Here is a 25,493-nt window from a genome sequence, read left to right on the forward strand (position 1 = left end):
CAACCGTGCGACTGGCAGCAAACCTGGTCTACCAAGGAGCCGGCGAACTCGCCGCCTGCGCCGAGGGGTTGGGCTACGCGTCGGTACTGGCCCCGGAGGGCTACCGGTCCGACGCACCCAGCGTCCTGGGCCTGGTGGCCGGCCGGACCCACCGGGTCGGGCTGATCTCCGGGGTGATGCAGATCCCGGCCCGCCCGCCGGGCCTGGCCGCGCTCACCGCCGCGACCCTGGACGCGCTCAGCGACGGCCGGTTCCGGCTCGGGCTCGGAGTGTCCAACCCCGACGTGTCCGAGGGCTGGTACGGGGTGCCCTTCGACCATCCGCTGGAACGCACCCGCGAGTACGTGGAGATCGTGCGCCGGGCGCTGGCCGGCGGCCCGGTCACCTACCGGGGCGAGCACTTCCGGCTGCCCTCCGCGGGGCGCGACGGCGCTCCGCTGCACCTGCTGACCCAGCCCCTGCCGCCCCGGCTGCCGGTCTACCTGGCCGCCGTCGGCCCGCGGAACCTGCGACTGGCCGGGGAGATCGCGGACGGCTGGATCGGGGTGTTCACCTCACCGGAGGCGGTCGCCAAGGCCGTCGCCGAACTGCGCGCGGGCCGCGAGCGGGCGGGGGCCGACCTGGCCGGCTTCGACGTGCTGCCGAGCCTGCCCACCTCGGTGGCGGAGGACCTCCCGACCGCCGTCGACGCCCTGCGCGCCCACTACGTCTACCTGCTCGGCATCGGCGACCCGGCGCACAACTTCTACCTCGGGATGGCCCGCGAGATGGGCTTCGAGCACGAAGTGAAGCTGTTCCAGGAGCGGTTGGCGGCCGGGGACCGCACGGGCGCGGGCGCCGCGCTGCCGCTGGACTTCATCGACCGCACCTCGCTGTGCGGCCCGGTGCCCCGGCTCGCCGACCGGCTGCGGGCGTACGCGGAGGCGGGCGTCACCACGCTCGGCGTGATGGTGTCGGCCGCCGCGACCTCGCTCGACGGACGGCTGCGGATCCTGCGGGCCGCCGCCGAGGCGCTGGACCGCTCCGGGGCCGGCGACTGACCGGCCCGCCACCACCGACCCGACCCGAGACCGGAACGGCACCGAGACAGGGAGCACCGCGGTGACGAACACCCAGGACACCTCCGGCGAGGTGCTGCTCGCCGACGACTTCCGCTCGCCCCGGCCCGCCCCCGACGGCCTCCCGTCCGGGTGGCTGGCCCGCCCGGCAGGCGGCCTCCCCGCCGGGGACGGCCGCGCCCGGCTCACCCCCGGCGGGCTGGTCGTGGAGCCCACCGCCACCGACCCGGCCACCGGGCTGCCCGTCTTCGCCCGCCCGGCGGTGGCGCTGCCCGGCCCGGCCGACCACCTGCGCTGGGCGGCGTTCGCCGAGCACACGACCGAGGCCGGAGCGCCCGGCTTCACCCTGCGCGACGGCGAGGTGCTGACCGCCTGGCTGGACCTGTCCGCCGAGGTCCACGGCGGCGCACCCGGCACCTCGGCCAACATGATCTGCGTGGACTTCGCCTCCGGCCTGGTCCTGGACTTCCTGCTCACCAATGACCGGGTACTGGTCCTGTACGAGCGGCTCCCGCGCCCCGGCGCGGGGTCCTTCACGTACGAGGTCCCGGTCGCCACCCGGGTCCCGGGCCGCTTCCACCGCTGCGCCGTCACGGTCGACGGCGGGCGCGGCTCGGCGCGCTGGTGGCTGGACGGCACCGAGGTCTTCACCGTGCCTGACCTCGGCCGTCCGCTGCCCGCCCCGGCCCGTCCGCTCCGGTCCACGGACGGCCCGCTGGAGAGTCTCCGACCCGCCCAACTCGCCCTCGGCGTCGGCATGTTCGCCGACGAGCCGGTGGGCGGCCTGCGGCTGACCGTACAGCGCGCACAGGTCCACCGCCGCCCCGCCGAAGACTAGCCCGACCAGCTGCCCGCGAACGCGCCGGGGCCGGGGGAACCACCGTTCCCCCGGCCCCGGCCGTTTCCGCCACCGCGACCGCTACCGCTCCGCCAGCACCCGCTGCGCGTACGCACTCGCGGCCGGATCGAACCGCAGCACCAGGTGCCCCACCGCCACGTTGACGTCCCGCCAGGCCCGGGCGAACGGGCTGCCCTCGACCTGTCCGGAGGTGCCGGCCGCCCGGAACAGCCGGTCGGCGGCGGCCAGCAGCAGCTCCGCGGCCACCGCGCAGTCCCGCCCGCCGCGCACGGCGTGCAGCGCGCTCACCGGCCTCTCGTCGGCGACCCGCGCGGTGCGCTCCAGCAGCAGCTGCGCGGCGTCGATCTCCGCCGCCGACCGGGCCAGCACCTGGTGGCGGGTGGCGTTGTCGGCGAGCGCCGGGTCCCCGCCGCCGGTGCCCGCGATCTTCGGCGCGACCCAGTCGGCCCAGCCGGACAGCAGCGCGCGGGTCGCGCCGAGCACCGGGGCGGCGAAGGACAGCCCGTTGACCGCCTTGAGCGGCACCCGGGTGCAGCCGTCGACGCTCCCGGGGCACTCGCCGTCGAGCACCGCCGCGCGGGTGCACACCCGCCGGTCCGGCACGAACACGTCGTCCACCGTCAGCGTGTTGCTGCCGGTGCCGCGCATGCCGACCGTGAACCAGGTGTCCTGCACCCGGAACTCCCCGCGCCGCACGGCGAAGTAGCGGGCCACCGGCTCTCCGTCCTCCCCCGGAGTCCGGGCGCAGACCAGCGCCCAGTCGGCGAACTCGACGGCGCTCACGAAGGACCACGTTCCGGTCAACCGCCAGCCGCCGGGCGCTCGTTCGGCGCGGCCCAGCGGCATCAGCGCGCCGACCAGCATCGGGTCCGGGCCGTCCGCCCAGATCTCCTGCTGCCCGGCGATCGGCAGGTGCGCGGCCATCCGGGGCACGGTGGCGGTCAGCGCCGCGACCCAGGCGGCGGAGGTGCAGCCCTCCCCGACGGTCGCCACCGCCGCCAGCAGGTCGGCGAAGCCGCCGGCCTCGCCGCCCCAGCGCTCGGGCACGAAGTGCCGGGCGAACCCGGCCGCGACCACGCCCTGCACCACGTCGGGGTGGAGCCGCCGCTGCTGGTCCGCGTCGGCCGCGTGTTTGGCGGCGACCGGCGCGAGGCCCAGCGCGCCGTCGGGGAGCGGCACTCGGGTGTCGGCCATCTCAGGCTCCTTCCGGGGTGGCGAACGATGCCGGCGCGGCGGACGATGCCGGCGCGGCCGACCGGGCTTCCACGGCCGCGATCACCAGTCCGCCGAGCAGGCTGACGTTCTTGAAGAACTCGTTGCGCTGGGCCCGGCGCCGTACCGGGTCCGGCTGACGCCAGAACCCGTGCACCGCGACCGTGGTCGGCACCAGGCAGGCGACCAGCAGCCCACCGCCGACCACGGGCGCGAGCCCGGTGCCGAGGGCCAGTCCGCCCGCGATCATGCCCGCCGCGGTCGCCCGGGTGGCGGCCTCGGGGTACGGCACCCCGCGCTGCCGGGCGAGTTCGGGCAGCGGGCCGGGCGCGCGGAGCACGCCGTAGCCGCCGACGATGAAGCTGGTCGCCAGCAGCGGCCGGGACAGTCGGCTGATGAGCCGGGGTAGGTGTGCCATAGGTCGCCCTTCTCGCGCCCGTCGATCGTGCTCGTCACGGCGCTCGTCGATCGCCTCACTGTTGCGCGTCAGGCTCCGGCAGCCGTCTCGAACCCCGCTGGAGGGCGGGTGGACGCCGTGCCCGTACGGCGGTTCCGGCACAGGTGGGCCGGGCCGCGGGGGGCCGCCGGGTTCAAGCCGGATTCGAGCCGCCCCGACCATGCTGGCCCCAGCCGCGGGGCACGCCCGTGCCGTCCGCGGCCGTCACGACGGGCTAGCGAAGGAGTGGACGTGGCAGCGGACGACAAGTGGGTTCTGGTGCTGGGCGCGACCGGACGCCAGGGCGGCAGCGCCGCCCGGCACCTGCTGGACCGGGGCTGGGGGGTGCACGCCCTCGTCCGGGACCCGGACAAGCCGGCCGCCCGCGAACTGGCCGCCAAGGGCGCCGTGTTGGTGCGGGGCGAGTTCGACGACCGGGACGCGGTCCGGGCCGCGCTGGAGGGCGCGCACGGCCTGTTCACCGTCTTCACCCCGACCCACGGCAACGGCCTGGACGGCGAGGAACGGCACGCGAAGCTGTTCGCCGAGGAGGCCACCCGGGCCGGCATCGCCCACCTGGTGCACAGCTCGGTCGGCGGGGTCGAGAAGCCCGGCGGGGTCGGCTGGCGGGAGACCAAGCTCCGCGCGGAGCAGGCGATCCGCGCCGCGGAGGTGCCCACGACCTTCCTGCGACCGGTCTACTTCATGGAGAACTTCCTGGACCTGCCGCCGGAGCCGGAGGCCGACGGCACGCTGGTGTTCCGCCGCGGGCTCTACCCGGAGACCAGGCTCCAGGTGCTCGCCTCCCAGGACATCGGCTACTTCGTGGCCGACGCCTTCGAGGACCCGGCGGCCTTCGTCGGCCGGAACCTGGAGATCGCCGGCGAGGCCCTGACCGGCCCGCAGATCGCGGCCGCCTTCGCCGCCCACACCGGCCGGCCGGCCCGCTACGAGGCCATCCCGCTGGAGGTGCTGGCCGAGAAGGACGTCTGGATGGCCAAGACCTTCGAGTGGTTCAACGAGATCGGCTACAAGGCGGACATCCCCGCGCTGCGCGCCGCCCACCCGGGTCTGCTGACCTTCGCCGAGCTCCTGCGCCGCAGCGGCTGGGCGCCGCAGGACAGCTAGGCCCGCGCGGAGATGAGCGCCCTGACACCCGGCGCCGCGACGACGGCGCCCCGACGCGCGAACCTGCCGACCCTCACCGGCATGCGGTTCCTCGCCTCCGGGATGGTCTTCTTCTCGCACGCCTTCTTCCGCTTCCTGCCGAGCAGTTGGACCTCGGGCACCGGAGCGGGCTTCTGGTGGAGCGCCGCCGGGTCGACGGGCGTGTCGTTCTTCTTCGTGCTCAGCGGCTTCGTGCTCACCTGGTCGGCCCGGCCGGGTGAGCCCGCCCGGGCCTTCTGGCGCCGACGGCTCTGCAAGATCTACCCCAACCACCTGGTGACCGCGGTGGCGGCGGTCGCTCTGATGCTGGTCTGCGGGGAGACCTTCACCGCCGGCCAGCTGGTGCCGAACCTGCTGCTGGTGCAGTCCTGGATCCCGCGCTTCGACGTGCTCACCGGGATCAACCAGGTCAGCTGGTCGCTGTGCTGCGAGGCGCTGTTCTACCTGTCGTTCCCCCTGCTGCTGCCGCTGGTCGGCCGGATCCGGGCCGGGCGGCTGTGGTGGTGGGCGGGCGGCGCGGCGCTGGCGGTGTGGTGCGTGCCGGCCGTCTCGGCACTGCTGCTGTCGGGCGGCCCGCACATCTCGCCGCGGATGGACTACTCGGTCACCCAGCTGTGGTTCGTGTACTTCTTCCCGGTGATGCGGGTCTTCGAGTTCGTCCTGGGCATGCTGCTGGCCCGGATCGTGCTCGCCGGACGGTGGCCCCGGATCGGCCTGCTGCCCGCCGCGATGCTGTTCCTGGCCGGGTACGCCGGGGCGCTCTACGCCCCCGGGCAGTTCGGCACCGCCGCGCTGACCGTCGTCCCGCTGGCGCTGCTCATCCCGGCCGGCGCGGCCGCCGACCTGGCGGGCCGTCGGTCCTTCCTGAGCAGCCGGGTGGCGGTGTGGCTCGGCGAGGTGTCGTTCGCGCTCTACATGGTCCACCAACTGGTGATCACGTACGGCGCCAAGGCGCTCGGGATCGGGATGAAGCTGTCGACGGTGGAGGCGGCGGCGCTGAGCCTGCCGTTCCTGGCGGCCAGTCTGCTGGCCGCCTGGCTGCTGTACACGGTGGTCGAGCAGCCGATGATGCGCCGCTGGTCCCGGGCCCGGAGGCCCGGGACCGCGGCCCCCCGTCCGGCGCGCCAGGAGACGGCGGGGGCCCCTTCCCCGGAGCGTGCCTGACGGTGGTTCAGGCCGGCTCGCCCTCGTCCACGAGTGCTCGGGACGAGGGTTCGCCGGGCGGCTGGTCCTGCCGGTGGCGGCGCTCGACGGCCGCCATCAGCAGGGTCGGCAGCACGGCCAGCACCGCCGCGCCGAAGACCCACCAGAAGGTGTCGCCGAAGGCACTCGCCTGCGCGGCCGGCTGGGTCTCACCGGAGAGGTGCTGCTGCAGCACGACCACGAACACCGCGGTGCCCACCGAGCCGCCGATCCGCTGCATCACGTTGAGCTGCGGGGTGGCGTCGTTGATCTTGGCCGGGTCGATGGCGCGGAAGGCCGCGGTCATCGCGGGCATCACGGACAGTCCAATGCCGAGGCCGCGGACCACCATCGCCACTCCGAGCAGCCAGTACGACGTGCCGTCGGAGATCAGCACGAAGGGCAGGGTCGCCACCACGCTGACCGCCGCGCCGATCACGCAGGTGACACTGCCGATCTTCTCGAACAGCCGACTGGACATGCCCATCGCGACCGCCGCGCCGAGGCCCTGCGGCGCGAGCAGCAGGCCGGTGTGCGAGGCGTCCTCGTGCTTGACCACCTGGTAGAAGAGCGGCATCAGGATCATGCCGCCGTAGGTGGCCGCACCGAACACGAAGGTGACGAACGAGGCCGAGCTGAACAACTGGCTGCGGTAGAGCCGCATGTCCAGCAGCGGGTGCGGCACCCGCAGCGAGCGCAGCACGAACCCACCGGTGAGCGCCAGGCCGACCAGCAGCGGGACCAGGACCTTGGCCGAGGTCAGGCCCGCGCTCCCGGCTTCGGACAGGCCGTAGGTGATCCCGACCATGCCGAGGCCGACCAGGAGCAGACCGGGCAGGTCGAGCGGCCCCGCCTCCTCCCCCGCCGGGTCCGGCGGGAGCAGCCGGGCGGCCAGGAACAGCCCGACCGCTCCGAGCGGCGCGTTGATCAGGAAGATCCACTGCCAGCCCGCGTGGTCGACCAGCAGGCCGCCGATGGTGGGCCCGACGACCGGGGTCAGCACCATCGGGATGCCGACCGCGCCCATGACCCGGGCCAGGCCCGCCTGGCCGGCGGTGCGCACCAGGATCATCTGGCCGGCGGGGATCATCATGCCGCCGCCGATGCCCTGGACGGCCCGGGCGGCGATCAGCGCGCCGACGTTGTCGACCAGGCCGCAGACGATCGAGGCCAGTGTGAAGAGCAGCAGCGAGGCGATGTACAGGCGCCGGGCTCCCACCCGGCGGGCGGCCCAGCCGGTCACCGGCAGGACGGCGGCCTGGGCCAGCAGGTAGGCGGTGACCACCCACTGGACGGCGTCGAGGGACGCGTCCAGTTCGGTCGTGAGGGACTTGAGGGCGACGTTGACGATCGTGGCGTCGAGGAAGGCCAGGACGGCGCCGACCAGCACGACGACGACTACCCGCTTGGTCTCCGGGGTCAGTCCCGGATTCTCCACCACGGGCGCTGAGGCGTTCTTGGATGCTTTCACGGCAGCAGTCTCAACCAGCGGTTCGCTTCTGTCAACCAACTGGATGACTATCTCGTCTATCCAGATGATGCAGTCACACATAGGGGTGATGTCGGTGTAGACTGCCGCCATGACCGAGCCATCGACCGACGTGGAGAGCAAGCGGCGACATCCCCGACGGTCCCCCACCCCCGAGGAGCGGCAGCGGGACGCCGACCGCTCCCGACAGGCCCTGCTGAGCGCCGCGCTCGACGAGTTCGCCACGAAGGGCTTCGCCGGTGCCCGCGTCCAGGACATCGCGACCAACGCGGGCGTCAACAAGCAGCTGATCAACTACTACTTCGGGGGGAAGGAGGGGCTCTACCGCGAGCTGCAGCGCAGCTGGACGGAGAGCGAGGCGGTCTTCGCCGATCCCGACCTGCCCCTGGAGGAGGTCGCCGCCCGCTACCTCCACGCGGGGCTCGAAGACCCGAGGCCGGCCCGGCTGATGGTCTGGCGCGGCCTGACCGGCGACGGCTCGGCCGCCGACGAGGTCCACGACGACGCCACCCTCGCCCAGGACCTGGCCAACCTGCGCCAGGCCCAGGCCCGCGGCGAGATCGCCGCCGAGCTCGACCCGGGGTTCGTCCGACTCGCCGTCATGGGCATGATCCTGGCCCCCGTGATGCTGCCGCAGACCGCCCGGGAGGTCAGCGGCCTCGCCCCGGACGACCCGGAGTTCGAGCGCTACTACGGCGAGCAGCTGCGCCGGCTGATCCGCCGCCTCGGCGACCAGGCGCAAGCCGGCGCCGGACGCACCGCAACCACCCGGTCCACCACCGAAACCGACGATCGGACGCCGTGATGACGACCAATCCGTTCAGCGAGATCGAACTGCGCTACCTGGCCTCGCAGGGACACGGCCGACTGGCCACCGTCGGACCCTCCGGCGAACCGCAGAACCGGCCGGTCAGCTTCTCCGTCGACCCGGCCACCGGCATCATCGACATCGGCGGCCCGAAGCTCGCCGCCAGCCGGAAGTTCCGCAACGTGGCGGCCAACCCGCTGGTCTCCTTCGTCGTGGACGACTACGCGCCGGAGGGCAGCACCACCTCCCCCTTCCGCGGCCGGGGCATCGAGATCCGCGGCCGCGCCGAGACCCGGTACGACGAGACGCCGCCGAACCCGTACTTCAGCGGCGAGCTGATCCGCATCCACCCCGTCCGGGTGATCGCCTGGAACCTCGACCCGGCCGCCCCCGGGGTCGACGCCCGCAACGTGCCGTCGGCCCCCCGGTAGCACGCACCGGGGGGCCGACGGCGCCTACCGCGTCACCACGTCTCGCGGGTCAGCTCCGCGAAGCGGGCCAGCCGGGCGATCTCCGCCTGGACGCCGCCCGCGCCCCGGCGGTTCGACAGCGTGACGTGGGTGGCCCCGGCGCCGCGCCAGTCGGCGAGGCGCGGAGCCCACTCCTGCTCGGGGACGAGCTGGAGCGGGATGCGCGCCTCGATCCCGAAGGCGTCCACGTCACGGCCGTACCCGGCGACCAGCTCGCGCAGCCGCTGCACGACCTTCACCCCGGCGCCGGTGTCCCGCATCAGCGGGCCGAACATCCGGAACCCGTCCGCCAGTCGGGCCATCCGGTCCAGCACCGCCGGCTGCGGCACCCCGCCGTCGGCGAAGGAGCCGCCGCCCATCCACACCGGCAGCGGCCGCTGCGGCCGCGGGTTGAGGGCGACCTCGTGCAACTCCAGGTACTCGCCCCGGTGGTTGACGAACGGCTCCTCCCAGAGCCGCCGCATGACCTCGACCTGCTCCTCGATCAGCCGGCCGCGGACCGCCGGGTCCACGCCCAGCGCCCGCACCTCGTCCCGGTTCCACCCCACGCTCACCGACAGCCGCAACCGCCCGCCGCTCAGCAAGTCGACCTCCGCCGCCTGCTTGGCGGCGAGCGCGACCGGCCGCTGCGGGAGCAGCACCGAGGCCGTCAGCTCCACCCGGGAGGTGATCGCCGCCAGGTAGGCGGCCTGGACGAAGGACTCGTGCCACGGCGCGCACGGCGAGATCTCCGAGGGCCAGTCGTCCGTCCGGGCCGAGATGACGTGCTCGCCGAACCCGAGGTGGTCGTACCCGAGGTCCTCGAACGCCTGGACGTAGTCCCGGAGTTCGACCGGATCGTCGAAGTACGGCAGGTCCCCGCCGACCCTCAGCCGCCGCTCCGTACCCGGACTGCGGACGACGGCCGACCGCACCCTCTGCTGCTGAACACCGGTCACCGACAACGACCTCCTTCTGCGGGGCCTGGCCACGACGTGCACGGCCAAGGTTCCCTCGGCATCACTTGACGATCACTCAAACTCTGCTGGAGTCACGGTACTTGGCCCGAGCCACTGGAAAACAGTCCAGCGGAAGTCGAGCGGCACCTGGGACAAACGGGCCAACGGCACCGGGCCGCACCGCGAGAGAGGAACCACAGGATGAGCGAGCTCGATCTGAACCCCACGGACACCGGCCGGCCCCGCCTCCCGCAGGGCGTCGGCCTGACCGCCCTCGGCGTGGCGGTCGCCCGCGCGCAGGAGAGCCTCCGCGACGACCGGCTCTTCGACGACCCCTACGCCCGGACCTTCGTGGAGGCCGTCGACGCCGAATCGGTCGGCAGCATGCGCGCCTTCGGCAGCTACATCGCCCTGCGCACCGCGCTGTTCGACGACTACCTGCTGGCCGCGGCCCGGGCCGGCCGCACCCAGGTGGTCGTGCTCGCGGCCGGCCTCGACACCCGGGCACTGCGGCTGGACTGGCCCGCCGGGACGACGGTGTTCGAGCTCGACCTCCCCGAGGTGCTGGAGTTCAAGGAGGCGGTGCTCGGCGAGGTCGCCGCGCCGGCCGGCAGCACCCGCACCGTCGTCCCGGCCGACCTGCGCGAGGACTGGGCGGCGGCCCTCACCGCCGCCGGGTTCCACCCCGAGGCCCCGACCGCCTGGCTCGCCGAGGGCCTGCTGCCCTACCTGACCCAGGCCGACAACGACCTGCTGCTCGAACGGGTCGGCGCGCTGTCGGCACCGACCAGCCGCCTGGCCGTCGAACACGTCAACCCCACCACCACGTACAAGGGCGACGTCAGCGGCTTCCAGCGGATGCAGTCCTCGATCGGCGCCCAGTGGCGCTCGACCCAGGCCGACCCGCCCGGCTGGCTGGCCGGGCACGGCTGGCGGACCCTGGACGCGCCGACGATGGACGAACTCCACCTGCGCTACGGGCGCGGCGACTCGCTCAGCGAGCGCACCGGCAAGGGCGCCGGCGGCCTGGTCATATCCGAGCGGGAGGCCTGACCGATGGCGGCCACCCTGACGGCCTCGGTGACGCTCTCCCTCAGCTGCCAGATCTACACCGAACCCGACCGGGACACCCACACCATCCCGTACACCCTCGGCTTCGACGTCACCGCCCCGGCGGCGGTACCCGCAGGCGCGCCCTTCGAGGTCACCGTACGGCCCCAGCCCCTGCTGTTCAGCCCCAAGTTCAGCAGCCGCGTCTGGAACCTGCGGATCGCCTTCCGGCCGCCGGCCGGCGCCCTGGCCGCCCGGCACCGGCTGCTCGCCGACGGCGCGACCGTACCGGCCGAGGCCCTCACCGACGGGGAGCAGCTGACCCTCCACGCCCCCGGGCCGCTCGTCCCGGGCGAGCCGTTCACCCTCCCCGGGGTGCGCTGGACGGCGACCGCCGGCCCCGGCGGCGCGGTCGAGTTCGCCCTGGGCGGCACCGGCTTCGACGCACCGGGCTGGAGCTACCACTGGGAGCAGGCCGTCAAGGGCATGAGCGGCGTCGTCACCGGTCACCCCGACCGGTCGGCCGTGCTCGCCCGGGTCCTGATCGACTGAGCAGCGGCCGGGCGACGCGGAACGGGAGGGCGGTCGTCCGCCCTCCCGTTCGGCTGTACCCACCGGACCTCAGGAACTCGCCACCCGCCGCGTCGCGTGCGAGAGCGTGGTGAGGCTGTTGCGGCCGAGCGCCTCCCGGACGTACTCCCGGGCGTCGGCCACCGTGCTGCCGGCCCCGAGGACCCGCTCCACGGCGCCCGGGTCCACCGCCACCGTGTGCCGTGCCGTGGCCACCGCCCCGTCCGGCCCGGTGCCGAAGGTCCACAGCCCACTGTGGCCGAACAGCAGTGCCGGGGGCAGGAGTTGCTTGTACGCGATCCACTCGGGCGCGCGGCACACCCGCACCGAGCGGGTGGTGTGCGCCGAGCCGTCCGAGGTCACCGTGTCCATCTCCAGCTCCTGGACGCCCGGCGCCGGTTCGGCCAGCACCACGCGCGCCACGTGCGGCAGCCGCTCCGCCCACTGGTCGGCCCGGTCCACGAAGCGGTAGGCCGCCTCCGCCCCGCCGCTGAGCGGCAGGGTGTCGACGAAGGAGAACACCAGGTCGCGCAGCGCGTGCCCGGTCTCGGTGACCCGGGCCAGCGCCGCCAGCTCCGCGGCGCTGTTGCGGTCCAGCGCCTCGGTGATCCAGGCGACGGTCTCGGCGTCCTCCTCGACGGCGGTGAAGTGGTGCCGCAGCACCACCTCCGTCCGGCCGCCGCCAAGGTCGCGGAACAGCCACTCGCCGCCCATCGAAGCGATCGGCGCCCGGCTCCGCTCCTGCTCGAAGGTGATCGAGCGACGGTCCGGGTCGAGCGTGCGCCGCGAAACCCAGCTGCTCACCGCGCCGTTGACCAGCGCCCACAACTCGAACCGCTCGAAGCCCGGGCCGCGCTCCAGGTGGTGCACGTGGACGCTCGGTCCGAAGACGGCGGGCCACAGCGTGACGTCTCCGGCCAGGTCGTAGAGCGTCTCGGGCGCGGCGTGGACGACCCGGGTGTGCTCGGTGCGCAGCAGCCGCCGCTCCGCGCTCACCGGACGGCCGACGGGGCCGCGTTGACCAGGGCGATCAGGTCCCGCGGGGTGCCGACGTCGCCGATCCGGTCCTCCGGCAGCTCGACGCCGTACTCGCGCTCGATCCGGGCCGCGCTCTCCATCAGCGCGAGCGAGTCGTAGCCGAGATCCGCGAACGAGGTGTCGAGGATGTCGCCGCTCAGGTCGATGCCGTCCTGCGCGCCCGCGCAGGCGACCAGGATCCGGCGGACGTCGTCGATGTCCAGCTCTGCCATGGTTGGTCTCCTCTGTCGTCTTCAGTCGTTCAGTCGTCTCAGTCGTTCAGTCGTCCTGGGCCGTCAGCCCGCGGCGGCGGTCGCCACCACGGCGGAGTTGAAGCCCCAGCGCCCGCGTGCCAGCACCAGCGCGGCCCGGACCTCCGCGGCGCGGGGCTCGCCGGTGACCAGGTCGATGCCGTACTCCTCGGGCACCCGGCCGGAGTTGGCGGTCGCCGGGATCACCCCGTGGCGGATCGACAGCAGCGCGGCGACCAGGTCGGCCGGCCCGCCGCCCGCGGCCATCCGCCCGGTGAGCGCCTTGGGCGCCGTCACCGGCACCCCGCGCGGACCGAACAGGCCGCTGATCGCAGCCGCCTCGGCCCGGTCCAGCTCCGGCACCCCGGCCGCGTCCGCGAAGACCACGTCGATGTCGGCGGGCGTCAGACCGGCCTCGGCCAAGGCGAGTTCGGCGGCCCGCCGCAGCCCCGGGGGGCGGCCTGAGCCCGGCCGGGGATCGAAGGTCGAGGCGTAGCCGACGATCTCGCCGTAGACCTGCTGCGCGCCGCGCCGCCGGGCGGACTCGGCGTCCTCGACCACCAGCAGGGCCCCGCCCTCGCCGGGCACGTGCCCGCTTGCGGCGGCGTCGAACGGCAGGTAGGCGGCGTCCGGGTCGTCCGCCGTGGTGACCCGGCCGGTGGCGAACTGCGAGAGCCAGCCCCACGGGTCGAAGGCGGAGTCCACGCCCCCGCTGAGCACCAGCGGGGTGCCCCGGCGCACCGTGCGGCGGGCGTGGCCGACCGCGTCCAGTCCGCCCGCCTGCTCGGCGACCAGGGCGGCGCTCGGGCCGCGCATGGCGTGCCGGATCGAGATCTGCCCGGTGTTGACCGCGTAGAACCAGGCGAAGGACTCGTAGACGCTGACGAACTGCGGTCCCTGGTGCCAGAGTTTGCGGAACTCCCGGTGGGTGAACTCGAACCCGCCCTGCCCGGTGGACGTCACCACGCCCATGTCGTAGTCGGCCAGGGTGCCCGGCTCGATCCCGGCGTCGGCCAGCGCCCAGTCGGCGGCCACCAGCGCGTACCGGGTCGACACGTCGGTCTGCGGCAGCAGCCGGCTGGGCAGGTGCTCCTCGGCCGCGAAGTCCAGGATCTGCCCGGCCAGCCGGGCCGGGTAGCGCGAGACGTCGAACCGGGTCAACTCGCCGATGCCGCTGCGGCCGGTCAGCACGGACTTCCAGTACTCCTCCGTACCCAGGCCGTTGGGCGCCACCACCGACATCCCGGTGACCACCGCCCGGGCGCTCATCGGCCCGCCCGTTCCGGCCGGTGCAGCACCATGGCGCTCTGGAAGCCGCCGAAGCCGCTGCCGACCGACAGCACCGCGTCCACCCGCCGGGACCGGGCCGTCAGCGGCACGTAGTCCAGGTCGCACTCCGGGTCGGGCGTGTGCAGGTTGGCCGTCGGCGGGACGACGTTGTGCTCGATGGCCAGGGCGCTGGCCGCGATCTCGATGGAGCCGATCGCGCCCAGCGAGTGGCCGATCATCGACTTGATCGAGCTGACCGGCACGTCGTAGGCGTGCGCGCCGAGGCTGCGCTTGATCGCGGCGGTCTCGTGGCGGTCGTTCTGCTTGGTGCCCGAGCCGTGCGCGTTGACGTAGTCGACGGCGGTGGGGTCCAGCCGGCTCTCGTCGAGCGCCACCCGGACAGCCTCGGCCATCTCCCGGCCGTCCGTCTTGAGGCCGGTCATGTGGTAGGCGTTGCAGCGGGTCGCGAAGCCGCCGATCTCGGCGTAGACGTGCGCGCCGCGCCTGCGGGCGGCCTCGTACTCCTCCAGGACGAACATCGCCGCGCCCTCGGCGAGGACGAAGCCGTTGCGCGAGCCGTCGAACGGCCGGGAGGCGTGCGCGGGGTCGTCGTTGCGGGGGGTGGTGGCCTTGATCGCGTCGAAGCTGGCGACCACGATCGGGGAGATCGGGGTGTCGGCCGCCCCCGCGACGACCGTGTCCACCGTGCCCTCGCGGATCAGCTGGACGCCGTAGCCGACCGCGTCCAGGCCCGAGGTGCAGCCGTCGGAGGTCATCACGACCGGGCCCTCCGCACCGGCCACCCACGCCACCTCGGCGGGCATCACGCCGGGGCTGAGGTAGTCCGCCATGTGCGGCGACAGGTAGCCCGGGTCCATCGTCCAGTCCCGGCCCCGGTCGGACAGCACCAGGTACTCGGCCTCCAGGCTGGTCGCGGAGGCGACCGCGCTGCCCAGGCTGACACCGATCCGGTGCGGGTCGAGCGCGTCGGTCTCCAGGCCGCTGTCGGCCAGCGCGTCCCGGGTGCAGGCGACGGCGAACTGGGTGGCCCGGTCCATCCGCCGGATCTCCCGGAGGCTGAACCCTTCGGCCTCGGCGTCGAAGTCCACCTCTCCGGCGATCTGCGAGCGGAACGGCGAGGCGTCGAAGAACGAGATGGTCCGGGTGGCGGTGCGCCCCTCGGTCAGCAGGTTCCAGAACGCCTTCGTGCCGGGGCCGCCCGGGGCGCGCACCCCGATTCCGGTGATCACTACACGCCGGGTCATCGGCGTCCTCCGTCCTTGCGTCGCGTCACAGTCCGTTCCTCTCAACCGTGTCCGGTGCGGACCCAGGCCTCCGGGGCAGCTCTCCGAAGGCCATCAGCAGGCTGGATCGGCGGGCTTGAGCCCTGCTCGACTGCGGAAGGAGCGCGAACGAGCCGCACCCCGCCGGGCCGCGGAACCGGCGCCCTGGACGCCCTGCCCCCCGAGGCACTGAGCCTGGCCATGACCGTCGACCCGGCCGTGCTCCCGCGCCGGGCGATGGCGGAATTCCTCTACGGTGTCGAGGAGTTGATCCTCGCCGAGGGCCTCGACCCGCGGCCCGGCGGCCCGCCCCGGCGATTGAACCTGACACCAGTGTCAGGTTCTACGGTACCGACATGACCACCACCACCGAATCACTGCTCAGCCCGTACCGCCTCGGCGGGTTCGACCTGCCCAACCGCGTCGTGATGGCCCCGATGACGCGCTACCGGGCGGCCGAGGACGGTACGCCGCTGCCCCTCGTCGCCGAGTACTACGCCCAGCGCGCGAGCGCCGGACTGATCGTCACCGAGGGCATCTGGCCCAGCCGGGAGGGCCAGTCCGGCTGGCGCCTGCCCGGTCTGGAGACGCCCGCCCACGTGGCCGGCTGGCGCGCCGTCACCGAGGCGGTGCACGCGGCGGGCGGGCGGATCGTCGCCCAGCTGATGCACGGCGGCCGCCAGGGCCACCCGCTGAACCGGCTGCTCGGCGACGTCCCGGCCGGCCCCTCCGCCGTTCCGGCCCCGGGCCCGGTGCACGTCCGGGACGGCGGCAAGGCCGAGGCCGTCACCCCGCGCGAGATGACCCGCGCCGAGATCCGGCGGACCGTCGCCGACCACGTCGCCGCCGCCCACAACGCGCTGGCGGCCGGCTTCGACGCGGTGGAGCTGCACGGCGCCAACTCCTACCTGATCCACCAGTTCCTCGCCGACAACACCAACCTGCGCACCGACGAGTACGGCCCCGGCACCCTGGAGAACCGGCTCCGCTTCCCGATCGAGCTGGTCACCGCCGTCGCCGCGGCCATCGGCCCGCACCGCCTCGGCCTGCGGCTCTCCCCCGGCAACCCGCAGTTCGGCATGCACGAGGCCGACCCGGCACCGGTCTACCGGGCGCTGCTGGCCGAACTCGACGGTCTCGGCCTGGCCTACCTCCACCTCACCGACAACGACGACTACCCGGCCCTGGCCGACCTGCGCCCCCGCTGGTCCGGCCCGCTGATCGCCAACGTCGGCGAGAACCGCGACGCCACCGACCGCGCGCGCGGCGAGGCGGTGCTCGCCGCCGGACTCGCCGACCTGGTCTCCTACGGCCGCGCCTTCATCGCCAATCCGGACCTGCCGGAACGATTCGCCGCCGGCGCCCCGCTCACCCCCGTCGACGAGACCCACCTCTACGGCCAGGAGGCCACCGGCTACACCGACTACCCGACGCTCACCGACCACCCCCAGGTCCCGCTCCGCGTCTGACCGGAACCGCGTCTGACCAAAACCGATTGACACCCGGCCATAGCCTGGAGTCCATGCGGATCCTCGTACTCGGCGGTACCTCCTTCGTCGGTCGCGCGATCGCCGCCGACGCCCTGCACAGCGGCGCCGAGGTCACCCTCTTCAACCGCGGCAGGACCAACCCCGGCCTCTTCCCCGAGGCCCGCCACCTCCTCGGCGACCGGGACGCCGGCGACTACACCGCCCTGCGCGAGGGCGAGTGGGACGCCGTGGTGGACGTCAGCGGCTTCCGCCCCCACCAGGTCGGCCAGGCGATGGCCGCCCTCGGCGACCGGGTCGGCCGCTACCTCTTCGTCTCCAGCCACGCGGTCTACCAGCGGGACGGACTCGCCCCCTTCTCGGACGAGTCCGCCCCGCTCCGCGAGCCGCTGCGCGAGGCCGAGGAGCTGACCGAGGCGACGTACGGCCGCCTCAAGGTCGCCTGCGAGCAGGACGTCACCGCCCGCTACGGCGACCGGGCGACGATCGTGCGCCCGGGCAAGGTCGCCGGTCCGTACGACGAGAACCGCGGGCTGACCTACTGGGCGCGCCGGGCGGCGCGCGGCGGCCGGATCGCGCTGCCCGCACGCCCCGAACAGCCCGTCCAGGTGGTCGACTCGCGCGACCTGGCCAAGCTGGTGCTCCGGCTGCTCCAGGACGAGCGGCCGGGCGCCTTCCACGCCGTCGGCCCGGCCGAACCGACCACCCTGGGCGGGCTGATCACCACCTGCGCCGAGGTCGCGGGCACCGAGATCGAGATCGTCCCCGTCCCCCCGGAGACCGCCCCGCCGCCGTTCTTCCCGCTGGTACGGGCCGAACGGCTCTGGCCCGGCCAGCAGCGCAACCCGGCCCGGGCCCGCGCGGCCGGGCTGCCCGCCACCCCGCTCGCGGTCACCGCCGCCGACGTCCTCGCCTGGGACCGCGGCCGCGGCGAGCCCCCGCTCGGCCACGGCTTCACCGCCGAGCAGGAGGCCCGCGTCCTGGCCGAGGCGGACGCCCGATGACCACGAACCCGAGCACCGGTCCGAGCACCGGTCCAAGCGCCGCCCCGAACACCACATCGGCCGCAGGCCTGCGCATCACCGCGATGCGCCCCGAGCACGCCGACGCCGTCCTGGCGATCTTCCAGGCGGGCATCGACGTCGGAAACGCCACCTTCGAGACCACCGCCCCCACCTGGGACGCCTTCGACGCCGCCAAGCTCCCCGAACACCGCGTGGTCGCCCTCGACGCCGACACCCCGGGCGGCGACCGCGTCCTCGGCTGGGCCGCCGTCTCGCGGGTCTCCTCCCGCCGCGCCTACGCCGGTGTGGTCGAGCACTCCGTCTACGTCGACCCGGCTGCCCAGGGCCGGGGCGTCGGGCGGGCCCTGCTGGACGCGCTGCTCGCCTCCACCGATGCCGCCGGGATCTGGACCGTGCAGTCCGGCATCTTCCCGGAGAACACCGCCAGCCTCGCCCTCCACCGGCGCGCGGGCTTCCGGATGGTCGGCACCCGCGAGCGGATCGGCCGACTGCACGGCCGCTGGCGCGACGTGGTCATGGTCGAACGTCGCAGCCCCGCGGTGGACTGACGGCGGCTCCCCCTCCTGACGGATTGTCAGTCCCACCCGCTATGGTCGGGCCCGAACAATCGGACCACACCGGTACGAATCCGCACCGGCACGCCCGGCCGCACGCCCGACTGCACACCCGACCACGACCGACCACACCCGGCACCGCACGCCACCACGTGCGCCGCACCACCACCAGGGGGGACCATGACCACTCCGGGCACCAGCCCGCTCACCACCGCCGATCTCGTGGACGGCTGGCGCCGGGTCGGCGTCCGCCCGGACATGGCGCTGATCGTGCACTCCTCGCTCTCCACCCTCGGCCGGGTCCAGGGCGGGGCGGAGGCCGTGGTCGCCAGCCTGCGCGAAGCCGTCGGGCCGGGCGGCACCGTCGTGGTGCCCGCCTTCACCACCGGCACGGTGTGCGACCCGGCGCCGGACCACACCGGCCTGCCCACCCCCGAGATCGCCGAGCTCCGGGACGCCGTACCGCTGTTCCACCCCGAGCTGCCCTCCCGCATGGGGGCGATCGCCGAGGCGCTGCGCGCCCTTCCGGAGAGCCTCCGCAGCACCCACCCACAGGCCTCGGTCGCCGCCGTCGGCGCGCACGCCCGGGAGGTGACCGCCCGCCGCTCGTTCGGCTTCGCCGTCGGCCGGGAGTCGCCGTTCGGCGCGCTGCACGACCTCGGCGGGTACGTGCTGCTGGTCGGGGTCGGGCACAACCGCAACACCTTCCTGCACTACGCCGAGACCTTCGCCCCCAACCGCCGGCTCAAACTCCGCCGCTTCCCGATGGCGATCCAGGGCGAGCGGGTCTGGGTCGAGGCGCCCGACGTGGGCGACGACAACGACACCCACTTCCCGGTCGTGGGGCGGGAGTTCGAGGAGCTGGCCGGCATCCGCGAGGTGCTGGTCGGCAACGCGCCCTGCCGGCTGATCCCGGTCCGCGAGCTCATACCCTTCGCCGTCCGCCGCCTCACCGAACTGCTCGCGGCGGACGGCTCCGGAGCGGCGTAGCCCGGCCGACCGCCCGTCCCGGGACGGAAACCCCCGTCCCGGACGGCCGACCGGACCACGCCCGTCACCTCACCGACACCACCAAGGCGTCAGTGCGCCTCGTCGTGCACGGAGTTGGTCTCCTGGATCTTCTTCCAGGACTTCGGCTCCACCGGCAGCTGCCCGTCACCCCGGTCCGCGTCCGCCCGCGCACCCGGCGCCAGCGAGGCCGGGGCCGCAGCTCCCGGCGCCACCGGCCCGACGGCCGGCTTGGCGGCGGTGAACAGCCAGGTGTTGAAGAGGTCCCCGAGCTTCTGCCCGGACACCTTCTCCGCGTACGCCTGGAACTCCGGAATGGTCGCGTTGCCGTACTTGCGCTCGGCGGGCCAGCCCTTGAGGATCCGGAAGAACTTCTCGTCCCCGACGGCGTTGCGCAGCGCCTGGATGGCCACCGCGCCCCGGTCGTAGACGGCGTTCGAGAACTGGTTGTCCGCGCCCGGGTCACCCGGCTTGACGGTCCAGAACGCGTCGTCGGCCGGGTGCGAGGCGTAGACGTAGTCGGCCAGCTCCTGCGCGGTGCCCTCGTTCTCGTGCTCGGACCAGAGGAACTGCGCGTACCGGGCGAAGCCCTCGTTCAGCCAGATGTCGCTCCAGCGCGAGAGTGAGACGCTGTCCCCGTACCACTGGTGAGCCAGCTCGTGCACGACCACCGAGGTGTTGGCGCCCTTCGAGAACTGCCGGGGGCTGTAGAAGACCCTGGTCTGGGTCTCCAGGGCGAAGCCGGTCGGGACGTTCGGGACGTAGCCGCCGACCGAGCTGAACGGGTAGTCGCCGAAGTAGCCGCTCAGCCAGTCCACCAGCTCGCCGGTGCGCTCGACGCTGGAGCGGGCCGCGTCCGCGTTGTCGCCGAGGTCCTTGCTGTACGCGTTGTAGACCGGCAGCCCGTTGGCCGTGGTGTCGGTGCTGATGTCGAACTTGCCGACGGCGAGCGTAGCCAGATACGTCGCCTGCGGCTTGTTCTCGCGCCAGCTGTAGCGGGTCCAGCCGGCCTGCGAGGTCGTGCCGGTCAGGATGCCGTTGCTGATCACCTGGTTGCCGTCCGGCACCTGCACCGAGACGTCGAAGGTGGCCTTGTCGCTCGGGTGGTCGTTGCTCGGGAACCACCACCAGGCCGACTCGGGCTCGCCCGCCGCCACCGCGCCGTCCGGGGTGCGCAGCCAGGCGGTGAACCCGTACTTCTTCACGGTGGACGGCACGCCCTTGTAGCGGACCACCACGGTGGCCTGGCTGCCCTTGGCCAGCGGCCGGGCCGGGGTGATCTCCAGCTCCTGCTCGCCGCTGGGGGCGAAGCTCGCGGGCCGCCCGTTGACCCGCACCTCGGAGACGTTCAGCGCGAAGTCGAGGTTGAACCGGGAGAGGTCCTGGGTGGCCGTGGCGAGGATGGTGGTGGTGCCCTCCAGCTCGTCGGTGGCGGGCTGGTACTTCAGCCGGATGTCGTAGTGGGAGACGCGGTAGCCGCCGTTGCCGTAGGTCGGGTAGTAGGGGTCGCCGATCCCAGCCGCGCCGGGTTGGAAGTCGGCAGCCGAGGCCGGGACGGCCAGGAACAGGCTCAGGGCACTGGCAGCGGAGACGAGCAGCCTCTTGCGCAACGTGGTCCTCCAGGATCACCGGAACGATGGGTCGGATCGATCCTTGTCCCGGTGGCTCCGGTTCCACGCCCTGATTATGAGATGTTCATGCAAAGAAACAAGCCGAAATGGTACAGCCGGCCGAACCGGACCTCACCCCCCGAGCGCCACCGGCGCCCGCACCAGCGAGCCGTACTCCGTCCACGAGCCGTCGTAGTTCTTCACATGCGGGTACCCCAGCAGCTCGGTGAGCGCGAACCAGGTGTGCGCGGACCGCTCGCCGATCCGGCAGTAGGCGATCACCTCGCGCTCCGCCCCGACGCCCCGGCCCCCGTACAGCGCCCGCAGCTCCTCCGCCGAGCGGAACGAGCCGTCGTCGTTGGCCGCCTGCGACCAGGGCACGTTGATCGCGCCGGGGATGTGCCCCGGCACCTGGGCCTGCTCCTGCGGCAGGTTCGGTGGCGCGATCAGTTCGCCCCGGAACTCCGCCGGGGAGCGGACGTCCACCAGCACCGCGTCCGCGCCGGGCTTGGCGAACACCTCCGCCTTGGCCAGCACCTCGTCCCGCAGCGCCCGCAGCTCCGGCCGTTCCGGTCCGGTCAGCCGGTAGGAGGTGTGCTGGTAGTCCATCACCTCGTGGGTGAGCTCCCGCCCCTCCAGCTCCCACTTCTTGCGCCCGCCGTCCAGCAGCTTCACCGGCCCGAAACCGCGCAGCCGCAGCAGCCAGTAGGCGTAGGCGGCGAACCAGTTGTTGTTGCCGCCGTACAGCACCACGGTGGTGTCGTCCTCCACCCCGGCCGCCCGCAGCAGGTGCTGGACGCTGTCGCGGTCCGCGTAGTCGCGACCGACCTGGCTGTGCAGGTCGGTGGCCCAGTTCCAGCCGACCGCGCCGGGGATGTGGTCCCGGTCGTAGGCGGTGGTGTCCTCGTCGACCTCGACGACCCGGACCGTCCCGTCGTCCAGGTGGTGGGCCAGCCACTCGGTGCGGACCAGCGCCTCGGGGTGTGCGTAGCCGTTGCCGGTCATCCCAGGCCTCCTTCGCTCTGCCCAGGCTGCTCCGCCCGACCACGGGCACAGGCAGACCGCAAGGGCACGACGAGGCGCCGGCGACCGGGCCGGACAGTTCGAAGCTACGCCGACCGTCCGGCCCGGGCCACCCCGCGGTCCGCGCCGCTCAGGAGAAGATCACCGAGCGCAGCTTCAGCCGGTCGCCGAGCTTCTTCCCGGGGTTCATCACGTAGAAGACGTCCCCGCTGCAGTCGAAGTCCAGGAACACCGTCGCCGTGGAGGTGGTGAAGTTCTCCGGCGCGAAAGCCGGGTCGTTCTCGGTCGCGCCGAAGAGGTCGATGCACTTGCCACTCTCCGGGTCGGCGATGCCGACCGGGACGCCCGGACCGACCTTGTAGAGGAAGTCACCGGTGGCGGCGTTGGCGGACAACGGAACGGCGAGGACGAGGGCGACGGCGCTGGCGGCGGCGAGCACGGCATTGCGGAGACGCATGAGTGAAGCCTTTCAGGCGGTACTCAGAGGTACCTGAGGAATTGGTGCGAGATCACCCTAGAGGCCCAAAAACCGCAGAAACGCTTCTCCCAATCCACTCGATCGGGTGGTTTAAATGGCGAAGCCGATACCTGCCCGACCGGCATATGCCGCCGATATCCGATACGACCGTCCGACATTCGCATTTCAGTTTGGCGGCGCCGTGAAGAGGTACCCGGAATCGATCAGCACCGGCAGGTACGTCCTCAGCGCCGCCACCGTCTGCGAGCGGTCCCCGCCGCCGTCGTGGTTGAGCACGATCGAGCCGGGCCGGACCTCTTTGAGGATGGTGTCGATGATCGCCGGGGTCCCCGGCCGGGACCAGTCCCTCGGGTCCACCGACCAGCCCATGTTCCGCAGCCCGAGGTCGGCGGCCACCTTGAGCGACACCGGCGACCAGTCCCCGCCCGGCGACCGGAACCAGGTGGGCAGCCGCCCGGTGGTCCGGTGCAGCAGGTCGGAGGTGCGCTCCAGCTCGTCCCGCACCGCGCTCTCCGACATGTGCCGCAGGTCGGGGTGGGTCCAGGTGTGGTTGGCGATGTGGTGACCGCGGTCCGCGATCTCCTTCACCAGGGCCGGGTGCTCGACGGCGTTCTCGCCGATCAGGAAGAAGGTCGCCCGGATCTCGTGCTGCTGGAGCAGCGCCAGCACGGCGGGCGTGTACTTGGGGTCCGGCCCGTCGTCGATGGTGAGCGCCACCACCCGCTGCGCCGGGTCCAGCTCGTACACCGGCTTGCTCTCGGCCTCACTGAGCGCCTTGCGGACGGGCTGAATGCTCGACGCGGACGGCGGCACCGGGGAGGGCACCGGGGACGAGGCGGACGCGGACGGTGCGGACGGTGACGCCCCGTCCGCGGGGACCAGGACCTCGCGCACGCCCGCCGCGGCTTCCGGATTCGTCGAGGAGGACGCGGCGTCATCGCCGCTCCAGGGGCTCTTGCAGCCGGCGGCCGCACCGAGCAGCGACATCCCGGCCGCGACCAGCAGCAACCTGCGCGAGGTGATCCGGGAGGTCATCGGAGACTTAATCTGACGATCAGACAGCATTCTGAATGCTTGCCCCGCTGGTCACCGCCCCTCCCGGAGGGCAACTCCGAAGGACCCGATCACCACTCCGACGGCCCACAACGCCGACCGATCGGGCCGCCGACACCCCGCCACCCCGGCCCGTCGACGGATCTTCCCGGACCGGACGCCGAGGTTCCCGTCGGGACCGCTACGCTGTGCCTTCCCCAGTGTGATGATCTGCCATCAGAGGACGTGGCCATGACGACAAGTCAGGACTTCCCCCAGCAGCGCCCGCAGGACGACGACGCCGAGCTGAGCCAGTGGGAACGTTTCGGCGTCGACACCACCACCCCGCACTCTGCGCGCGTCTACGACTACTGGCTGGGCGGCAAGACCAACTTCCCGCCGGACCGCGCCATGGGCCAGGCCATCGAGGAGGCCGTGCCCAGCGTCAAGGAGATGGCCAAGGCCAACCGTGCCTTCCAGGGCCGGGCCGTCCGCCACCTCGCCCAGGAGCACGGCATCCGCCAGTTCCTCGACCTCGGCACCGGCATCCCCACCTCGCCGAACACCCACGAGATCGCCGAGGCGGTCAGCCCCGGCACCCGGGTCGTCTACGTCGACAACGACCCGATCGTGCTCGCCCACGCCCGCGCCCTGATGGTCTCCAGCCCGGCCAGCCGCACCACCTACATCCACGCCGACCTGCGCAAGCCCGAGGAGCTGTTCGCCGACCCGGCGCTCACCTCCACGCTGGACCTCACCCAGCCGGTCGGCCTGCTGATGATCGCCGTACTGATGCTGATCGCCGACGAGGACGACCCGTGGGGCCGGGTCGCCGCGCTGCGCGACGCCCTGCCCGTCGGCAGCTGCCTCGCCCTCACCACCCCCACCCAGGACTTCGACCCGGAGGCCGTCGGCAAGGTCGCCGAGGCCGCCCGGGCCGGCGGGATGACCCTGGTGCCGCGCGGCTACGACGACGTGCTCCGCTTCTTCGACGGCTGGGAGCTGGTCGAGCCGGGCGTCGCCCCGGTACTGGCCTGGCGCCCGGACGGCGAGCCGCCGGCCGACCCGAAGGCGGCGTACTACTGGGGCGGCGTCGCCATCAAGCGCTGACGCCCGCGCGACGCGGCTGTTCACTTCAACAGCCGCGACAGCCGCCGGTCCGCCAGCGGCTTGCCCCCGGTCTGGCAAGTCGGGCAGTACTGCAACGAGGAGTCCGCGAAGGACACTTCGCGCACGGTGTCCCCGCACACCGGACACGGCTGCCCCGTCCGCCCGTGCACCCGCATCCCGAGCTTCTTCTCCGCCTTCAGCTCCCCCGCCGCCAGCCCGTGCGAGCGCTCCACCGCCTCGCGCAGCGTCCCGCCGAGCGCCTCGTACAGCCGCGCCGTCTCCTCCTCCGTCAGGCTGGACGCCAGCTTGTACGGCGACATCCGGGCCGCGTGCAGCACCTCGTCCGAGTAGGCGTTGCCCACCCCCGCCAGCACGCCCTGGTCCCGCAACACGCCCTTGAGCCGACGACGGTCATCCCGCAGCAGGGCGGCAAACGAGTCGAGCGTGAAGCCCGGATCCAGTGGATCCGGGCCGAGCCGGGCCACACCCGGCACCTCCGCCGGATCTTTGACCACGTAGACGGCGAGACCCTTCTTCGTCCCCGCCTCGGTCAAGTCAAAGCCGTCCCCGGCCTCGCCCGCCAGCCGCAGCCGCAGCGCCAGCGGGTTCTTCGGACCGGGCCGCGGCGGTTCGACGGGCAGACTGTCCTTCCAGCGCAGCCACCCGGCCCGGGCCAGGTGGACGACCAGGTGCAGCCCGCCCGCCTCGATGTCCAGGAACTTGCCGCGCCGCGTCACCGACCCGACCCTCCGCCCCTCCAGAGCCGTCACCGGCGGGTCGTACGTCTTCAGCGCACTGATCGCCACCGGCTGCACCCGAGCGATCACCCGCCCGGTCAACCGCTCGGACAGGAAGGCGCTCAACGCCTCGACCTCGGGCAGCTCCGGCATGCGCCCAGTCTCCCGCACCCCCAGCGGGCGCGCAGGGCAAAGCCCACACGCCCGCAACAACCCCAACCCGCACCCCCACCCCCAGCACCCACCCACCTCCCCCACCTCCTTCCACCCCCCACCCCCCACCTCCCTCCCCCACCCAACCAAGGCGAGAGGGACGCGCTGCGGGAGGGGCGGTGGAGGGGGTGGCTGCGGAGAGGGGCGTGACGGGTGA

Annotated in this window: 26 protein-coding genes; 13 read left to right on the forward strand and 13 right to left on the reverse strand. The window is 73.3% G+C overall.

Annotation, left to right across the window (positions count from 1 at the left end; all coding sequences use genetic code 11):
- Positions 1–5 precede the first annotated feature (5 nt).
- The gene (locus ACIG5E_RS25700) at positions 6–1,040 is read left to right on the forward strand and encodes an LLM class flavin-dependent oxidoreductase (RefSeq protein ID WP_396537080.1); all 1,035 of its coding nucleotides are present in this window, start codon (positions 6–8) and stop codon (positions 1,038–1,040) included.
- Positions 1,041–1,101: 61 nt separating this feature from the next.
- Positions 1,102–1,896, forward strand: coding sequence for a DUF6081 family protein (locus tag ACIG5E_RS25705; protein WP_396537082.1), 795 nt, complete (start codon positions 1,102–1,104; stop codon positions 1,894–1,896).
- Positions 1,897–1,977: 81 nt separating this feature from the next.
- Here ACIG5E_RS25705 and ACIG5E_RS25710 read toward each other — a convergent pair whose 3' ends face one another.
- On the reverse strand, positions 1,978–3,111 hold the full coding sequence (locus ACIG5E_RS25710; protein ID WP_396537084.1) for an acyl-CoA dehydrogenase family protein: 1,134 nt from the start codon (positions 3,109–3,111) through the stop codon (positions 1,978–1,980).
- Between the two features lies 1 nt (position 3,112).
- Positions 3,113–3,547 carry a DoxX family protein gene (locus ACIG5E_RS25715; protein ID WP_396537086.1) on the reverse strand — a complete coding sequence of 145 codons (435 nt, stop codon included), beginning with the start codon at positions 3,545–3,547 and terminating at the stop codon, positions 3,113–3,115.
- Positions 3,548–3,817: 270 nt separating this feature from the next.
- Here ACIG5E_RS25715 and ACIG5E_RS25720 point away from each other — a divergent pair, with 270 nt between their 5' ends.
- Together ACIG5E_RS25720 and ACIG5E_RS25725 are read left to right on the forward strand one after the other, a co-directional pair.
- A complete protein-coding gene (locus ACIG5E_RS25720; protein ID WP_396537088.1) occupies positions 3,818–4,693 on the forward strand; it encodes an NmrA/HSCARG family protein in 876 nt (291 codons plus the stop codon).
- A 12-nt stretch (positions 4,694–4,705) separates the two neighbouring features.
- Complete coding sequence (locus tag ACIG5E_RS25725; protein WP_396537090.1) at positions 4,706–5,896, forward strand: acyltransferase family protein; 1,191 nt, start codon at positions 4,706–4,708, stop codon at positions 5,894–5,896.
- 7 nt (positions 5,897–5,903) lie between these two features.
- Here ACIG5E_RS25725 and ACIG5E_RS25730 read toward each other — a convergent pair whose 3' ends face one another.
- Positions 5,904–7,385: an MDR family MFS transporter gene (locus tag ACIG5E_RS25730; protein ID WP_396537092.1), complete on the reverse strand. Its 1,482-nt coding sequence runs from the start codon at positions 7,383–7,385 to the stop codon at positions 5,904–5,906.
- A gap of 109 nt (positions 7,386–7,494) precedes the next feature.
- Between ACIG5E_RS25730 and ACIG5E_RS25735 the strand changes: the two genes are divergently transcribed.
- On the forward strand, positions 7,495–8,208 hold the full coding sequence (locus tag ACIG5E_RS25735) for a TetR family transcriptional regulator (RefSeq protein WP_396537094.1): 714 nt from the start codon (positions 7,495–7,497) through the stop codon (positions 8,206–8,208).
- Positions 8,208–8,642: a PPOX class F420-dependent oxidoreductase gene (locus ACIG5E_RS25740; protein ID WP_396537095.1), complete on the forward strand. Its 435-nt coding sequence runs from the start codon at positions 8,208–8,210 to the stop codon at positions 8,640–8,642. The genes ACIG5E_RS25735 and ACIG5E_RS25740 overlap by 1 nt, the downstream gene beginning before the upstream one ends.
- Positions 8,643–8,674: 32 nt before the next feature.
- Here ACIG5E_RS25740 and ACIG5E_RS25745 read toward each other — a convergent pair whose 3' ends face one another.
- On the reverse strand, positions 8,675–9,619 hold the full coding sequence (locus ACIG5E_RS25745; protein ID WP_396537096.1) for a TIGR03619 family F420-dependent LLM class oxidoreductase: 945 nt from the start codon (positions 9,617–9,619) through the stop codon (positions 8,675–8,677).
- Positions 9,620–9,820: 201 nt separating this feature from the next.
- Here ACIG5E_RS25745 and ACIG5E_RS25750 point away from each other — a divergent pair, with 201 nt between their 5' ends.
- Both ACIG5E_RS25750 and ACIG5E_RS25755 read left to right on the forward strand, forming a co-directional pair.
- A complete protein-coding gene (locus tag ACIG5E_RS25750) occupies positions 9,821–10,672 on the forward strand; it encodes an SAM-dependent methyltransferase (RefSeq protein WP_396537098.1) in 852 nt (283 codons plus the stop codon).
- A gap of 3 nt (positions 10,673–10,675) precedes the next feature.
- Complete coding sequence (locus ACIG5E_RS25755; protein ID WP_396537099.1) at positions 10,676–11,221, forward strand: hypothetical protein; 546 nt, start codon at positions 10,676–10,678, stop codon at positions 11,219–11,221.
- Between the two features lie 69 nt (positions 11,222–11,290).
- Here the strand turns inward: ACIG5E_RS25755 and ACIG5E_RS25760 are convergent, their stop codons facing one another.
- The 4 genes from ACIG5E_RS25760 to ACIG5E_RS25775 form a co-directional block, all read right to left on the reverse strand.
- A complete protein-coding gene (locus ACIG5E_RS25760) occupies positions 11,291–12,235 on the reverse strand; it encodes an aromatase/cyclase (RefSeq protein ID WP_396537101.1) in 945 nt (314 codons plus the stop codon).
- Positions 12,232–12,489 (reverse strand): acyl carrier protein, encoded by a 258-nt coding sequence (locus ACIG5E_RS25765; RefSeq protein ID WP_396537103.1) that lies wholly within the window; start codon positions 12,487–12,489, stop codon positions 12,232–12,234. Before ACIG5E_RS25765 ends, ACIG5E_RS25760 begins: the two co-directional genes overlap by 4 nt.
- 63 nt (positions 12,490–12,552) lie before the next feature.
- Positions 12,553–13,776, reverse strand: a complete 1,224-nt coding sequence (locus tag ACIG5E_RS25770; RefSeq protein ID WP_396537105.1) for a ketosynthase chain-length factor — start codon at positions 13,774–13,776, stop codon at positions 12,553–12,555.
- Positions 13,773–15,041, reverse strand: a complete 1,269-nt coding sequence (locus tag ACIG5E_RS25775; RefSeq protein ID WP_396537107.1) for a beta-ketoacyl-[acyl-carrier-protein] synthase family protein — start codon at positions 15,039–15,041, stop codon at positions 13,773–13,775. The genes ACIG5E_RS25770 and ACIG5E_RS25775 overlap by 4 nt, the downstream gene beginning before the upstream one ends.
- Positions 15,042–15,415: 374 nt before the next feature.
- Here ACIG5E_RS25775 and ACIG5E_RS25780 point away from each other — a divergent pair, with 374 nt between their 5' ends.
- From ACIG5E_RS25780 to ACIG5E_RS25795, 4 genes are all read left to right on the forward strand, one after another.
- Positions 15,416–16,528 carry an alkene reductase gene (locus ACIG5E_RS25780; RefSeq protein WP_396537109.1) on the forward strand — a complete coding sequence of 371 codons (1,113 nt, stop codon included), beginning with the start codon at positions 15,416–15,418 and terminating at the stop codon, positions 16,526–16,528.
- 53 nt (positions 16,529–16,581) lie between these two features.
- A complete protein-coding gene (locus ACIG5E_RS25785) occupies positions 16,582–17,550 on the forward strand; it encodes an NAD-dependent epimerase/dehydratase family protein (RefSeq protein ID WP_396537111.1) in 969 nt (322 codons plus the stop codon).
- Positions 17,547–18,119 carry a GNAT family N-acetyltransferase gene (locus ACIG5E_RS25790; protein WP_396537113.1) on the forward strand — a complete coding sequence of 191 codons (573 nt, stop codon included), beginning with the start codon at positions 17,547–17,549 and terminating at the stop codon, positions 18,117–18,119. Before ACIG5E_RS25785 ends, ACIG5E_RS25790 begins: the two co-directional genes overlap by 4 nt.
- 186 nt (positions 18,120–18,305) lie before the next feature.
- Positions 18,306–19,115, forward strand: coding sequence for an aminoglycoside N(3)-acetyltransferase (locus ACIG5E_RS25795; protein WP_396537115.1), 810 nt, complete (start codon positions 18,306–18,308; stop codon positions 19,113–19,115).
- Between the two features lie 89 nt (positions 19,116–19,204).
- On the opposite strand, the gene ACIG5E_RS25800 is transcribed toward ACIG5E_RS25795, so the two are convergent.
- The 4 genes from ACIG5E_RS25800 to ACIG5E_RS25815 form a co-directional block, all read right to left on the reverse strand.
- Positions 19,205–20,743 (reverse strand): M1 family metallopeptidase, encoded by a 1,539-nt coding sequence (locus ACIG5E_RS25800; protein WP_396537117.1) that lies wholly within the window; start codon positions 20,741–20,743, stop codon positions 19,205–19,207.
- 132 nt (positions 20,744–20,875) lie between these two features.
- Positions 20,876–21,748: a sulfurtransferase gene (locus tag ACIG5E_RS25805; protein WP_396537119.1), complete on the reverse strand. Its 873-nt coding sequence runs from the start codon at positions 21,746–21,748 to the stop codon at positions 20,876–20,878.
- 148 nt (positions 21,749–21,896) lie between these two features.
- Positions 21,897–22,223, reverse strand: a complete 327-nt coding sequence (locus ACIG5E_RS25810) for a hypothetical protein (protein ID WP_396537121.1) — start codon at positions 22,221–22,223, stop codon at positions 21,897–21,899.
- A 186-nt stretch (positions 22,224–22,409) separates the two neighbouring features.
- Positions 22,410–23,279, reverse strand: a complete 870-nt coding sequence (locus ACIG5E_RS25815; protein ID WP_396537123.1) for a polysaccharide deacetylase family protein — start codon at positions 23,277–23,279, stop codon at positions 22,410–22,412.
- A gap of 249 nt (positions 23,280–23,528) precedes the next feature.
- Here ACIG5E_RS25815 and ACIG5E_RS25820 point away from each other — a divergent pair, with 249 nt between their 5' ends.
- On the forward strand, positions 23,529–24,386 hold the full coding sequence (locus ACIG5E_RS25820) for an SAM-dependent methyltransferase (RefSeq protein WP_396537125.1): 858 nt from the start codon (positions 23,529–23,531) through the stop codon (positions 24,384–24,386).
- Between the two features lie 20 nt (positions 24,387–24,406).
- Here ACIG5E_RS25820 and ACIG5E_RS25825 read toward each other — a convergent pair whose 3' ends face one another.
- Positions 24,407–25,276, reverse strand: coding sequence for an Fpg/Nei family DNA glycosylase (locus ACIG5E_RS25825; protein WP_396537127.1), 870 nt, complete (start codon positions 25,274–25,276; stop codon positions 24,407–24,409).
- Positions 25,277–25,493 lie beyond the last annotated feature (217 nt).

Origin of the sequence: Kitasatospora sp. NPDC053057, assembly GCF_044546945.1 — a bacterium.
Lineage (GTDB): Bacteria > Actinomycetota > Actinomycetes > Streptomycetales > Streptomycetaceae > Kitasatospora.

Coding starts and splice junctions, on each gene's coding strand:
- ACIG5E_RS25710 (WP_396537084.1), bottom strand. CDS start 3,111: ATGGCCGACACCCGAGTGCCGCTCCCCGACGGCGCGCTGGGCCTCGCG.
- ACIG5E_RS25715 (WP_396537086.1), bottom strand. CDS start 3,547: ATGGCACACCTACCCCGGCTCATCAGCCGACTGTCCCGGCCGCTGCTG.
- ACIG5E_RS25725 (WP_396537090.1), top strand. CDS start 4,706: ATGAGCGCCCTGACACCCGGCGCCGCGACGACGGCGCCCCGACGCGCG.
- ACIG5E_RS25735 (WP_396537094.1), top strand. CDS start 7,495: ATGACCGAGCCATCGACCGACGTGGAGAGCAAGCGGCGACATCCCCGA.
- ACIG5E_RS25740 (WP_396537095.1), top strand. CDS start 8,208: ATGACGACCAATCCGTTCAGCGAGATCGAACTGCGCTACCTGGCCTCG.
- ACIG5E_RS25750 (WP_396537098.1), top strand. CDS start 9,821: ATGAGCGAGCTCGATCTGAACCCCACGGACACCGGCCGGCCCCGCCTC.
- ACIG5E_RS25755 (WP_396537099.1), top strand. CDS start 10,676: ATGGCGGCCACCCTGACGGCCTCGGTGACGCTCTCCCTCAGCTGCCAG.
- ACIG5E_RS25765 (WP_396537103.1), bottom strand. CDS start 12,489: ATGGCAGAGCTGGACATCGACGACGTCCGCCGGATCCTGGTCGCCTGC.
- ACIG5E_RS25770 (WP_396537105.1), bottom strand. CDS start 13,776: ATGAGCGCCCGGGCGGTGGTCACCGGGATGTCGGTGGTGGCGCCCAAC.
- ACIG5E_RS25775 (WP_396537107.1), bottom strand. CDS start 15,041: ATGACCCGGCGTGTAGTGATCACCGGAATCGGGGTGCGCGCCCCGGGC.
- ACIG5E_RS25780 (WP_396537109.1), top strand. CDS start 15,416: ATGACCACCACCACCGAATCACTGCTCAGCCCGTACCGCCTCGGCGGG.
- ACIG5E_RS25785 (WP_396537111.1), top strand. CDS start 16,582: ATGCGGATCCTCGTACTCGGCGGTACCTCCTTCGTCGGTCGCGCGATC.
- ACIG5E_RS25790 (WP_396537113.1), top strand. CDS start 17,547: ATGACCACGAACCCGAGCACCGGTCCGAGCACCGGTCCAAGCGCCGCC.
- ACIG5E_RS25795 (WP_396537115.1), top strand. CDS start 18,306: ATGACCACTCCGGGCACCAGCCCGCTCACCACCGCCGATCTCGTGGAC.
- ACIG5E_RS25805 (WP_396537119.1), bottom strand. CDS start 21,748: ATGACCGGCAACGGCTACGCACACCCCGAGGCGCTGGTCCGCACCGAG.
- ACIG5E_RS25810 (WP_396537121.1), bottom strand. CDS start 22,223: ATGCGTCTCCGCAATGCCGTGCTCGCCGCCGCCAGCGCCGTCGCCCTC.
- ACIG5E_RS25815 (WP_396537123.1), bottom strand. CDS start 23,279: ATGACCTCCCGGATCACCTCGCGCAGGTTGCTGCTGGTCGCGGCCGGG.
- ACIG5E_RS25820 (WP_396537125.1), top strand. CDS start 23,529: ATGACGACAAGTCAGGACTTCCCCCAGCAGCGCCCGCAGGACGACGAC.
- ACIG5E_RS25825 (WP_396537127.1), bottom strand. CDS start 25,276: ATGCCGGAGCTGCCCGAGGTCGAGGCGTTGAGCGCCTTCCTGTCCGAG.